General features: G+C 71.6%; 13 protein-coding genes. 9 read left to right on the forward strand and 4 right to left on the reverse strand.

What is annotated here, in order from left to right:
* The 4 genes from OZN99_RS16580 to OZN99_RS16595 form a co-directional block, all read left to right on the forward strand.
* On the forward strand, nt 1-722 hold a 722-nt coding region (locus OZN99_RS16580; RefSeq protein WP_270936371.1), incomplete at its 5' end, for a transporter substrate-binding domain-containing protein.
* 157 nt (nt 723-879) lie between these two features.
* On the forward strand, nt 880-1,260 hold the full coding sequence (locus OZN99_RS16585; protein WP_270936372.1) for a CBS domain-containing protein: 381 nt from the start codon (nt 880-882) through the stop codon (nt 1,258-1,260).
* A gap of 483 nt (nt 1,261-1,743) precedes the next feature.
* Nucleotides 1,744-3,807 carry a S8 family peptidase gene (locus tag OZN99_RS16590; RefSeq protein WP_270936373.1) on the forward strand — a complete coding sequence of 688 codons (2,064 nt, stop codon included), beginning with the start codon at nt 1,744-1,746 and terminating at the stop codon, nt 3,805-3,807.
* Between the two features lie 328 nt (nt 3,808-4,135).
* Nucleotides 4,136-6,166, forward strand: coding sequence for a S8 family serine peptidase (locus tag OZN99_RS16595; RefSeq protein WP_270936374.1), 2,031 nt, complete (start codon nt 4,136-4,138; stop codon nt 6,164-6,166).
* Nucleotides 6,167-6,191: 25 nt separating this feature from the next.
* Here the strand turns inward: OZN99_RS16595 and pdxY are convergent, their stop codons facing one another.
* Both pdxY and OZN99_RS16605 read right to left on the reverse strand, forming a co-directional pair.
* Entirely contained in the window at nt 6,192-7,061 is an 870-nt protein-coding gene (gene pdxY / locus OZN99_RS16600) for a pyridoxal kinase PdxY (protein WP_270936375.1), read from the reverse strand.
* A gap of 94 nt (nt 7,062-7,155) precedes the next feature.
* Nucleotides 7,156-7,800, reverse strand: a complete 645-nt coding sequence (locus tag OZN99_RS16605) for a cation transporter (RefSeq protein ID WP_270936376.1) — start codon at nt 7,798-7,800, stop codon at nt 7,156-7,158.
* A 186-nt stretch (nt 7,801-7,986) separates the two neighbouring features.
* On the opposite strand from OZN99_RS16605, the gene rpmE reads away from it, so the two are divergent.
* Both rpmE and OZN99_RS16615 read left to right on the forward strand, forming a co-directional pair.
* On the forward strand, nt 7,987-8,214 hold the full coding sequence (rpmE, locus tag OZN99_RS16610; protein WP_270936377.1) for a 50S ribosomal protein L31: 228 nt from the start codon (nt 7,987-7,989) through the stop codon (nt 8,212-8,214).
* Nucleotides 8,215-8,440: 226 nt separating this feature from the next.
* Nucleotides 8,441-8,914 carry an Hsp20 family protein gene (locus tag OZN99_RS16615; protein ID WP_270936378.1) on the forward strand — a complete coding sequence of 158 codons (474 nt, stop codon included), beginning with the start codon at nt 8,441-8,443 and terminating at the stop codon, nt 8,912-8,914.
* A gap of 158 nt (nt 8,915-9,072) precedes the next feature.
* Here OZN99_RS16615 and OZN99_RS16620 read toward each other — a convergent pair whose 3' ends face one another.
* A complete protein-coding gene (locus tag OZN99_RS16620) occupies nt 9,073-9,261 on the reverse strand; it encodes a DUF1192 domain-containing protein (protein WP_270936379.1) in 189 nt (62 codons plus the stop codon).
* A gap of 143 nt (nt 9,262-9,404) precedes the next feature.
* On the opposite strand from OZN99_RS16620, the gene OZN99_RS16625 reads away from it, so the two are divergent.
* Nucleotides 9,405-9,971 carry a DUF1013 domain-containing protein gene (locus OZN99_RS16625; RefSeq protein WP_270936380.1) on the forward strand — a complete coding sequence of 189 codons (567 nt, stop codon included), beginning with the start codon at nt 9,405-9,407 and terminating at the stop codon, nt 9,969-9,971.
* Nucleotides 9,972-10,046: 75 nt separating this feature from the next.
* On the opposite strand, the gene OZN99_RS16630 is transcribed toward OZN99_RS16625, so the two are convergent.
* Nucleotides 10,047-10,223: a YdcH family protein gene (locus OZN99_RS16630; RefSeq protein WP_270936381.1), complete on the reverse strand. Its 177-nt coding sequence runs from the start codon at nt 10,221-10,223 to the stop codon at nt 10,047-10,049.
* A 249-nt stretch (nt 10,224-10,472) separates the two neighbouring features.
* On the opposite strand from OZN99_RS16630, the gene OZN99_RS16635 reads away from it, so the two are divergent.
* Together OZN99_RS16635 and purE are read left to right on the forward strand one after the other, a co-directional pair.
* Entirely contained in the window at nt 10,473-10,673 is a 201-nt protein-coding gene (locus OZN99_RS16635) for a YdcH family protein (protein WP_270936382.1), read from the forward strand.
* 13 nt (nt 10,674-10,686) lie between these two features.
* Nucleotides 10,687-11,175, forward strand: a complete 489-nt coding sequence (purE, locus tag OZN99_RS16640) for a 5-(carboxyamino)imidazole ribonucleotide mutase (protein ID WP_270936383.1) — start codon at nt 10,687-10,689, stop codon at nt 11,173-11,175.
* Nucleotides 11,176-11,180 lie beyond the last annotated feature (5 nt).

Here is an 11,180-nt window from a genome sequence, read left to right on the forward strand (position 1 = left end):
CGACCGGCCGGCTGCGCGTCGGCATCGGCGTCGGCCCCGCCGCCTCCGCCTTCTGGGCGCTGCGCCAGCCGGACGGATCGCCGCGCGGCGTGACCGTCGCCCTGGCCGAGGAGGCGGCGCGCCGGCTCGGCGTGCCGCTGGAGCTGGTGATCTACCCGTCCTCCGGCGCGGTGACCGATGCCGGCGCCGCCATGCCGCCCGGCTGGGACCTGGCCTTCATGCCGGTGGATGCGGAGCGCGCGGCGCGCGTCGCCTTCGGGCCGGACTACTACCTCTCGGTCAGCACCTACCTCGTGCCCGCCGGCAGCACGCTGCAGCGGGTGGAGGATGCGAACCGCGAGGGCGTGCGCATCGGCGGCGTCGCGGGCACCACCACCATCCGCGCCGCGCAGCGTGCCCATCCGCGCGCCACCTTCGTCGCCAGCACGGGCCTCGACGAGGTGATGCAGCGGCTGGCGGCAGGCGAGCTGGATGCCATCGCGCTCGGTCGCGAATCGCTCGATAGCCTGCTGCCGCGCCTGCCCGGCGCGCGCATCCTCGATGGCCATTTCCACGCCCTCGGCACGGCGGTCGCGGTGCCGCGCGGCCGGCCGCTCGCGCATGCCTGGGCGACCGCCTTCATCGAATCCGCGAAGGCCGACGGCACGGTGCGGCGCGCGCTCGACGCCATGGAGATCCGCGGACCGGTCGCACCGGCTGGAAGCCGCACGGCTGGGGCCTGACAGCCTCGACCGTGATGCCGCCGGCGTGCTGCATCGCAGTACTTCACATTCGTCACGGATTGCGATGACAGGAAGGTTGCAAGAGTCGGAGCCGTGCTGATATCTGACCCGCGTTGGGGAGCGCGAAGCAATTCCTGTTTCAGGGAGGTCGCCCCCAATGAGCCTGACTCACGCGCTCGACTCCACCCACGTGCCCGACTGCTTCGTCACGCCCGAATCGCCCGCCGCGGAAGCGGCGCGCCTGATCGCGCGGCGGCGCATCGGGGCTGTGCCGGTGCAGGACCGCGCGGGTCGCCTGGTCGGCCTCGTCAGCGAGCATGACATCGTGCGCGTCGTCGCCAGCCGCGCGCTGGGCCTGCGCGGCCTGGCCGTGGAGGAGGTGATGGACCGCGAGCCCGCCACCGTCTGTCCGGAGACCTCGCCCGAGATGGCGATGGAACTCATGCAGCGGCGCGACCTCCGCCACCTGCCGGTCTGCGGCGCGGACGGCCAACTGCTCGGACTGGTCGGGCTGGCGGATCTCATTCGGCGAGAGTGATCGCCGGCCACAACCCACCTTCCTGATCTGCCCGCCCGCATCGTCCGCCTGGACCCGCGACAGGCGTGCCGGGCGGCGCGGGAGGGTCCCCCGCGTGTGATGTCGTCCACGCCTGCGTCGACCGCGACGCCCCGCCTTTCCCTCATGTCCCAGGGGTTGCCATGCGTCCAAAAGGGCGCCTCCGAAGGTTGTTCGCGCGCGCCGGAAAATACAGATCCTTGCATTGTCGCGCAGTCTGGCTGCCAGACCGAAACCTAAGCGACACATGGCGACAAATGCAGGCTGCCACATCCGGTGGACGGATTTGAATACTTGTGTTTTCAGCAACCCCTTAAGGATTGACGCCAGAATAGTCCGCAGCGAGAACGCGATCCTCGTGTCAACTGACAATCGCTTGTTAACGGCCAGACCCTAAATTTCGAAGGCAGGTCAGGCCGTCCGTCCGTGGGGGGACGAGCGGTTGTCACGGAGAAGGATCGGCCGATGTCGCTGCTGCGGAACGAGGCGAGGACGACGGCGAAGACCTGGAACGGACAGGCCGTCGACGCCGACGAAGTCGATTGGTCCGCCGAGCAGGCCGCATCCTCCACCCTGCCCAGCACGCGCGCCGGCGAGCCCGGCAGCCTGGCGGGCGACATCGTCGTCCGCTCCGGCACGGACGCGGCGGCCGACCTGCCATCCGAGGCGCTGGGCACGATCGGCGTCCGGTTCGACACGGCAGCCCTGGCCAGCCCGGCCATCGAGGTCTCCCCCGTGCTGCCGATGCTGGGTGAGGCTGTGTTCCTGGTGTCAAGCGAGGCTGGCGAGGCGGCGGGCGGCGAGGCTGGTGCGGCCGAGGGCGGCGCGACGGCGGCCGATGCGCTGTCCAACGACGGCTCCTACACCTCGGGCTCGCTCTGGGGGATGTATGGCGACCGCACCGCCATCGCCAACGCCTTCGGCAGCCAGGCCGGCGAGGCCTGGCAGGCCGGCTTCACCGGCTCCACCAAGGTCGTCGTCGGCGTCGTCGACACCGGCATCAACTACACCCATGCCGATCTCTACCTGAACATCTGGCTGAACCAGCGCGAGATCCCCACCGCCTTCCGCGCCAGCCTCGCCGACACCGACGGCGACCGCCTGATCACCTTCCGCGACCTCAACGCCACCGCCAATGCCGGCTTCGTCTCCGACATCAACCGCAACGGCTATATCGACGCCGGCGACCTGCTGAACGACAGCCGCTGGGAGAACGGCCTCGACGAGGACGCCAATGGCCGCCTCGACGACCTCATCGGCTGGGACTTCTTCAACGGCGACAACGACCCCTGGGACGACAACGGCCACGGCACCCATGTCGCCGGCACCATCGGCGCCGTCGGCGGCAACGGCACCGGCGTCGTCGGCGTCAACTGGGCCGTCCAGATGGTCGCCCTGAAGTTCTCCGGCGCCGACGGCGCCGGCTCCACCTCCCGCGCCAGCCTCGCCCTCGACTACTTCACCGCCCAGAGCCGCGCGCAGACCGGCCAGGACTTCGTCGCCACCAACAACTCCTGGGGCACCACCACCTACAGCTCCGCCCTCCAGGGCGCCATCGACCGCGCCGCACAGGCCGGCATCCTCACCGTCGCCTCCGCCGGCAACAGCGCCGCCGACACCGACGTCGCCCCGCGCTACCCCGCCGCCTACACCACCACCAACGCCGCCGGATACGACGCGGTGATCTCGGTCGCCGCCCTCAACAGCTCGGGCGGCCTCGCCTGGTTCTCCAACTTCGGCGACGTCTCCGTCGATCTCGCCGCCCCGGGCGACGGCATCGTCTCCACCCTCTCCAACGGCGGCTACGGCGCCATGAGCGGCACCTCCATGGCCGCGCCCCACGTCACCGGCGCCGTCGCCCTCTACGCCGCCTACAACCCCAACGCCTCCGCCGCCGAAATCCGCTCCGCCCTCCTCGCCTCCGCAATCCCCACCGACAGCCTCGCCGGAAAGACCGTCACCGGCGGGCGCCTCGACGTCGACGCCCTCATGCGGCTGACCTCGACGACGACCTCCACCCCGACGACGGAACCCGCGCCCACCACCTCCACGCCGACCACCTCCACCCCGACCACGGAACCCGCGCCGGCCCCGGCGCCGAGCAACCTCCGCCTGTTCGGCACCAGCGGCAACGACACCATCACCGGCGGCGCCGGCAACGACACGATCTGCGGCGTGCCGGCCAGCGGCAGCAATCCGGGCCGCGGCCAGATCGACGTGCTGGCGGGCGCCGGCGGCGCCGACCTCTTCGTGCTCGGCGATGCGCGCGGCGCCTTCTACCTCGCCGGCAATGCCCGCAACGGCAACGGCGACTACGCGCGCATCCTCGACTTCACCTCGGGCGACAAGCTGCAGCTCGCCAAGGCGCCGGCCTTCGCCTTCCAGACGCTCTCGATCGGCGGCAACAGCGGCCTCGGGGTCTATGTCGACCACAACCGCAACGGCCGCGTGGACACCGGCACGGATGACCTGATCGGACATCTGGTCGGCGTCAGCGCGATCGCCTCCTCCGACATTCTCTTCGCCTGAGACGACGGGCCTCGTGCCGGGTGTGGCGGCCTCGTCCCGCGCGCGGACACCGCGCATGGGGCAGGGCCGCCGCCACGTCCGGCGCGACGCCCCGTCGCCGCTGCGGCGCAACGGTTGAGCGGACGCGCCAGGGCGGCGCGCCACGCCTGCAAAAGCCGCCTTTGTCATGTTTTGTAGGATTTGGAAGATTTCGTTAGAAGTAATCGCGCAGATTTGACGCGAGCTTCTCGATCTCTATTGTCGGGACGCCCCCGGCCCGGCCGCCAGGTCTTGATCAGTTTTCCTGCGCGGTCCCGGGACCAGCCATCTCGGTGAGGGTCCGAAGCCGATGCGTCAGCCTGCAAATTCCTGGACCCACAGGGCTTTCCCGAGCGACCGGTGGGGCGAAGAAACGGAGGATGCCTGGCACGCCGGCGACCAGGGCCACGGCACCGCCGTGGTGCCGGCGGCGCCGTCCGATGCCCCGGCTCATGACCTGCCCGGCCCGATGCTGGCCGCCGTCGAGGTCGGGCCCGGCGCAGGTGCCGCGCCATCCCCCGTGCTGCCGATGCTGGGTGAGGCTGTGTTCCTGGTGTCGGGCGAGGCTGGCGCGGCGGCGGGCGGCGAGGCTGGTGCGGCCGAGGGCGGCGCGACGGCGGCCGACGCGCTGTCCAACGACGGGTCCTACACCTCGGGCTCGCTCTGGGGGATGTATGGCGACCGCACCGCCATCGCCAACGCCTTCGGCAGCCAGGCCGGCGAGGCCTGGCAGGCCGGCTTCACCGGCTCCACCAAGGTCGTCGTCGGCGTCGTCGACACCGGCATCAACTACACCCATGCCGATCTCTACCTGAACATCTGGCTGAACCAACGCGAGATCCCCACCGCCTTCCGCGCCAGCCTCGCCGACACCGACGGCGACCGCCTGATCACCTTCCGCGACCTCAACGCCACCGCCAATGCCGGCTTCGTCTCCGACATCAACCGCAACGGCTATATCGACGCCGGCGACCTGCTGAACGACAGCCGCTGGGAGAACGGCCTCGACGAGGACGCCAACGGCCGCCTCGACGACCTCATCGGCTGGGACTTCTTCAACGGCGACAACGACCCCTGGGACGACAACGGCCACGGCACCCATGTCGCCGGCACCATCGGCGCCGTCGGCGGCAACGGCACCGGCGTCGTCGGCGTCAACTGGGCCATCCAGATGGTCGCCCTGAAGTTCTCCGGCGCCGACGGCGCCGGCTCCACCTCCCGCGCCAGCCTCGCCCTCGACTACTTCACCGCCCAGAGCCGCGTGCAGACCGGCCAGGACTTCGTCGCAACCAACAACTCCTGGGGCACCACCACCTACAGCTCCGCCCTGCAGGGCGCCATCACCCGCGCCGCACAGGCCAACATCCTCACCGTCGCCTCCGCCGGCAACAGCGCCGCCGACACCGACGTCGCGCCCCGCTACCCCGCCGCCTACACCACCACCAACGCCGCCGGATACGACGCGGTGATCTCGGTCGCCGCCCTCAACAGCTCGGGCGGCCTCGCCTGGTTCTCCAACTTCGGCGACGTCTCCGTCGACCTCGCCGCCCCGGGCGACGGCATCGTCTCCACCCTTTCCAACGGCGGCTACGGCGCCATGAGCGGCACCTCCATGGCCGCGCCCCACGTCACCGGCGCCGTCGCCCTCTACGCCGCCTACAACCCCAACGCCTCCGCCGCCGAAATCCGCTCCGCCCTCCTCGCCTCCGCAATCCCCACCGACAGCCTCGCCGGAAAGACCGTCACCGGCGGGCGCCTCGACGTCGACGCCCTCATGCGGCTGGGCGCACCGCCCCCGACCGTCGTCGTGCAGGAGCCGGAGCCGGTCGTGACCGAGCCCGCGCCCACCGGGACCACGTCGCCCGCCTCGCCCAGCCCGGACCCGACGCCGACACCCCCGCCGCAGCCGGCCGGCCTATCGATCACCGGCACCGGCGGGGCCGATACGCTCACCGGCGGCGCCGGCAACGACACGATCAGCGGCGTCCCGGCCGATGCGACCACCGCCATCGGGCGGCTCACCATCGACGTGCTGGCGGGCGGCACGGGCAACGACGTGTTCGTCCTCGGCGATGCGCGCGGCGCCTTCTACAACGACGGCCGGGACCTGCATGCCGGCATGGTGGACTACGCCCGCATCATGGATTTCGAGGCCGGCGACCGCATCCAGGTCTCGGATGACTTCGGCTACGTCTTCCGCACCTTCTTCCGCGACGGCTTCAACGGCGTCGGGATCTTCGCCGACACCAACCGCAGCGGCAGCTACGAGAACACGGACGAGATGATCGGCCACGTGGTCAACCGGACCGCGCTGGCCCAGTCGGACCTCCTTCTCGTCTGACGGGATCGTCGGACGGGCGGGGCGCTCAGCAGGCCTCGGCGCGGAAGACGCGGCTCGGCGTGACGAACTCCTCCTGCGCCGCGACCAGCAGGATCTCGCGGCTCTTCGCCTCCGCCGTCCGGCGCAGCAGCCCGTAGATGCTCGACGCGGCCGCGGAGAGCGCCACGCGCGCCTCGCCCCAGCGCAGGCGGTGGAACAGGAACAGCGCGGCGATCGCATCGCCGGCGCCGTTGACCGACAGCGGCAGCAGCGGCGTGCGCAGGCGCCAGAACTCGCCGCCCTCCCCCGCCAGCAGTTCGATCGCGCCCTCCGGCGTGTCCTCGGTGCGCAGCGATGTCACCAGCACACAGCGCGGCCCGCGCGCCTGCAGCGCGGCGACCGCCGCCTTCGCATCGGCCAGCGAGGCCACCGTGGTTCCGGTCAGCCATTCCAGCTCGAACTGGTTCGGCGTGACGATCTCGGCCGCCGGCACAGCGCGGTCGCGCATGAATTCGGGAATGCCGGGACGCACGAAGACGCCCCGGCCGACATCGCCGATCACCGGGTCGCAGCAATACATCGCCGCCGCGTTCGCCGCCTTCACGCGGCCTGCCGCAGCCAGGATCGCCTCGCCGATCTCGGCTGCGCCCATGTAGCCCGACAGCACCGCATCGCAGCGCGGCAGCGCGCCGCGCTCGGCGATGCCCTCCACCAGCTCGTGGATCAGCTCCGCGCCGAAGACGCTGCCGCGCCAGGCGCCGTAGCCCGTGTGGTTGGAGAACTGCACCGTGTTCACCGCCCAGACCTCCGCCCCCAGCCGCTGCAGCGGGAAGACGGCGGAGGCATTGCCCACATGGCCGTAGCTGACCCAGGACTGGATCGAGAGGATGTTGAGCGGCGACACGGCCTGGTTCACGCGCAGACTCCCCAAGGCAAGGGGCGCGGACGCTAGGGCCCGCCCCGGGCAGGGTCAATTCGCGCGGGGCGTTGCCGTCCTGCGCGCCGCATCCTCAGCCATGCGCCGGATGCGGCGCGCGCTGCTCCCGCAGCTCGACCAGCGCGCGCCGCGCCGTGCCCCAGCTGGTATTGAGGAACAGCCCCGCCATGGCCGCCGCCACGATCAGGTCCGGCCAGCGCGTGCCGGTGCCGAAGACGCCGACCGCGGCGGCCACCACCATCAGGTTGCCCAGCGCGTCGTTGCGGCTGCACAGCCAGACCGAGCGGACATTCGCGTCGCCCTCGCGCCAGCGCCACAGCAGGCCGACCGCCGCCAGGTTCGCCGCCGCCGCGGCGATCGCGATCGCGCCCATGGTGATCGGCTCCGGCCGGCCCTCCACGAAGGCGCGCCACAGCGCCGCCGCCAGCACCCAGGCGGCGATCAGCCCGAGGCTCGCCGCCTTGAACAGCGCCGCGCGCGCCCGCGTCGCCGGCGCCAGGCCGATCACCGCGAGCGACAGGCCGTAGGTCGCGGCATCCATCGCAAAATCCAGGCTGTCCGCCTGCAGCGCGAGCGATCCGGCCAGCGCGCCGCCGACGAACTCCGCCACGAACATCCCGGCATTGATGGCGATGACGATCCACAGCGCCCGGCGGAAGGCGGGATCCTGTCCGGTGAAGACCGTTTCGGTCCCGCAGGAACATGCATCGTGCGGCATGGACGAAGACTGGGCCGGCGCGGCGGCCGGGACAAGGACGCGGCTCGCGTGGCTGCCCTGAGGCGCACGGGCGCGGTTGCGCGCAGGCGCACGGGCGCGGTTGCGCCCCGGCGCGCCCTCCCCTATACGCCCGCTTCCCGTGCCTGCCGGTCGCCGTCGGCGGGCCCATTCTGCGTGAGCGCCGCGATGAAGCCCGACACCCACCCCGAGTACCACGAGATCAACGTCATCATGACGGATGGCACCGCGTTCAAGACGCGGTCCTGCTACGGCAACCCGGGCGACACGCTGCGGCTCGACATCGACCCGAAGTCCCACCCGGCCTGGACCGGCCAGCAGCGCGTGGTGGACACCGGCGGCCAGATCGCGAAGTTCAACAAGAAGTTCGCGGGCATCGGCGTGAAGAAGGGCTGACCCCTCCTTCGCTCCAAGACGCGACGGCCAAGGCGGCGCGCCCTCCTCCCGGGGGGCGCGCCGCCTGCCGTTCGGGGGTCTTGAACGGCGGGCGGCGGCATTCCAACTCCTGGCAGCCGGTGGCGCCCGATCGGGGCTTCCGGCGCGGACGGGACGGGTCGCCCTCGGGGGCCCACGGAACCTGGTCCGCAGGACAACCGAGCTTGCTGATCGAGGAGCTCACGACATGAATGCCTTCGACGTATCCCCGCTGCTGCGCGCCGCCATCGGCTTCGACCGCATGGCCCGCCTGGTCGAGACGGCCCGCGCCGCCTCCGAGGGGCCTTCCTACCCGCCCTACAACATCGAGAAGACCGCCGATGACAGCTACGTGCTGACCATGGCGGTGGCCGGCTTCGGCCCGAACGACATCGAGCTGACCGTGCACGAGAACACGCTGACCATCGCCGGCAAGGCGCCGCAGCCCGCGGATGAGAGCCGCGTGCTGTATCGCGGCATCGCCGGCCGCGCCTTCGAGCGTCGCTTCGTGCTGGCCGACCACATCGTGGTCGAGGGCGCGCAGCTCGAGAACGGCCTGCTGCATGTCAGCCTGCGCCGCGAGGTGCCGGAGGCGCTGAAGCCCCGCCGCATCGCCATCCAGGGCAGCCGCCCGCGCGCCATCGAGGCGAATGGCGAGGCGCGCCCGGCTCAGGCGGCCTAAGCGCAGCCCGCGTGACATGACCGGGGCCGGCGGAGCGATCCGCCGGCCTTTTTCGTGCGGGGCCCGGCCCCCCTCCCCCGCCGGGCGGGGGAGGGTCGGGGTGGGGGCGCGACCGGCCTTCCAGACCGTGGATCGGACGCGATCAGCCGCCAGTCGCCCTACCCCGGTCGCTTGAAGAACAGGTCCGCCGCCGCCTTGCTCGCCTCCCGCTTGGCGATCTCGCGCTCGGCCCGGGCGATCTCCTCGCGCAGCTCGGCGATGTAGTTGCGCAGGTCCTCCACCCCCCAGCGGTCGATCACCGGCGGCTGGAAGCGGTTCACGGGCCGCGGCCCGGCAGGCTCCTCCATCTGCTATCCCTCTCGCATCCTTGGGCTTTGACCGCGCCCGACACGGTCCTTATATCCCATCCCAGACGAGGCGCGGGCGCCTCGGCGGGCGTCCTGGCTCGCCCGCGTCCCAGCCATGTCCTGAGCATGCCGAAGGCCAGACCATGAAGACCCCCCTGATGCCGAAGGCCACCGCCGTGTGGCTGATCGACAAGACGTCGCTTTCCTTCGAGCAGATCGCCGATTTCGTCGGGATGCACCCGCTCGAGGTGCAGGCCATCGCGGATGGGGAGGTCGCGCAGGGAATCGTCGGCTACGACCCCATCGCGAACGGCCAGCTGACCCGCGAGCAGATCGTCGCCGCCGAGGCCGATCCCTCCGCCCGGCTGTCGCTGCTGGAAAGCTCGATCCCGCTGCCGAAGCCGCGCGGCAAGGGCGCGCGCTACATCCCCGTGGCCAAGCGCAACGAGCGCCCGGACGCCATCGCCTGGCTGCTGCGCAACTTCCCGCAGCTGTCGGACCCGCAGATCGTCAAGCTGCTGGCGACCACCAAGGAGACCATCCAGAAGGTGCGCGACAAGACGCACCCCAACACCGCCAACATCAAGCCGCGCGACCCGGTGACGCTCGGCCTCTGCACGCAGACCGCGCTGAACGAGGCGGTGGCCGCGGCGAATGCGCGCACCGGCGCGACCAACACCACCCCGATCGCCGCGGACGACGCGGCCTGAGGGATGGCCCGGCGGCGGGTGCCGCCTGGGCCGGACACAGAAAGGGCCGGGAACCCCGTTCCCGGCCCGCCAGCTTCAGTGCAGGCGCGGAGCCTTCAGCCGCTCCATTTCCTCCTTCAGTCGAAGCTTCTCGCGCTTCATTCGATTCAGCTGGTCCGGATCGGGCCGTGGCCGGTTGTCCTCCTCGGCGATCCGGGCTTCCAGCGCGGCGTGGCGCTCTTCGAGGGCTCGGAGGCGGGGCAGCTCTGGCATGCGCAGTCATCCCTGTCCGTTGTCCGCAGGGGCCGCGACGGGGCGGGATAGGCTCGGGCGGCACCCGGAGTGGCGTGCCGGCGGCCGCGAAGGCCCGCCTCCTACCCGCGATCCGTCACTTCTGCCCCCACGCGCCCCATGTTATGCCCCTGCGCGGCAGGGTCCAGGATTTCTTTGGCCCGCCCCCGGTCCCGTTCCGCCTGCGGGCGAGGTCCGGGTCGCCGGAACGACACGGAAGAACCGGGGCGCATGCTGGCCGACCGCGACAGTCTCCTCCGCCGCCTGCACGAGCTGCGCAGCGAGCACCGCGACCTCGACACCGTCATCGCGCGGCTCGGGGAATCCGGGGCCGACCCGCTGCAGCTACAGCGGCTCAAGAAGCGCAAGCTGAAGCTGAAGGACGAGATCGCCTGGCTGGAAAGCCGGCTCGTCCCCGACATCATCGCGTGAGACCCGCCCCGACATGACCGAGACGGCGCCCCTGGTGGGCGTGATCATGGGCAGCACCTCCGACTGGGAGACGATGCGCCATGCCGCCGACATCCTGGCCGAGCTCGGCGTGCCGCACGAATGCCGCGTGGTCTCCGCCCATCGCACGCCGCAGCGCATGTACGATTACGCCAGGGCCGCCGAGGGCCGCGGCCTGAAGGTGATCATCGCCGGCGCCGGCGGCGCGGCGCACCTGCCCGGCATGACCGCCTCCCTCACCGCGCTGCCGGTGCTCGGCGTGCCGGTGGAGAGCCATGCGCTGAAGGGCCAGGACAGCCTGCTCTCGATCGTGCAGATGCCGGCCGGCATCCCGGTCGGCACGCTGGCGATCGGCAAGGCGGGCGCGACGAATGCCGGGCTGCTCGCCGCCGCGATCCTCGCCACCGCGGACCCGGCGCTGGCGCGGCGCCTGGCCGCCTGGCGGGCTGCCCGCACCGCCGCCGTGCCCGAAAGCCCGACGTGACGACG

It is taken from the genome of Falsiroseomonas oryzae, assembly GCF_027856955.1.
Lineage (GTDB): Bacteria > Pseudomonadota > Alphaproteobacteria > Acetobacterales > Acetobacteraceae > Falsiroseomonas > Falsiroseomonas oryzae.

Bases quoted from the DNA above. Each gene is read 5' to 3' on its own strand.
- OZN99_RS16585 (WP_270936372.1), top strand. From the start codon at position 880: ATGAGCCTGACTCACGCGCTCGACTCCACCCACGTGCCCGACTGCTTC.
- OZN99_RS16590 (WP_270936373.1), top strand. From the start codon at position 1,744: ATGTCGCTGCTGCGGAACGAGGCGAGGACGACGGCGAAGACCTGGAAC.
- OZN99_RS16595 (WP_270936374.1), top strand. From the start codon at position 4,136: ATGCGTCAGCCTGCAAATTCCTGGACCCACAGGGCTTTCCCGAGCGAC.
- OZN99_RS16605 (WP_270936376.1), bottom strand. From the start codon at position 7,800: ATGCCGCACGATGCATGTTCCTGCGGGACCGAAACGGTCTTCACCGGA.
- rpmE (WP_270936377.1), top strand. From the start codon at position 7,987: ATGAAGCCCGACACCCACCCCGAGTACCACGAGATCAACGTCATCATG.
- OZN99_RS16615 (WP_270936378.1), top strand. From the start codon at position 8,441: ATGAATGCCTTCGACGTATCCCCGCTGCTGCGCGCCGCCATCGGCTTC.
- OZN99_RS16620 (WP_270936379.1), bottom strand. From the start codon at position 9,261: ATGGAGGAGCCTGCCGGGCCGCGGCCCGTGAACCGCTTCCAGCCGCCG.
- OZN99_RS16625 (WP_270936380.1), top strand. From the start codon at position 9,405: ATGAAGACCCCCCTGATGCCGAAGGCCACCGCCGTGTGGCTGATCGAC.
- OZN99_RS16630 (WP_270936381.1), bottom strand. From the start codon at position 10,223: ATGCCAGAGCTGCCCCGCCTCCGAGCCCTCGAAGAGCGCCACGCCGCG.
- OZN99_RS16635 (WP_270936382.1), top strand. From the start codon at position 10,473: ATGCTGGCCGACCGCGACAGTCTCCTCCGCCGCCTGCACGAGCTGCGC.
- purE (WP_270936383.1), top strand. From the start codon at position 10,687: ATGACCGAGACGGCGCCCCTGGTGGGCGTGATCATGGGCAGCACCTCC.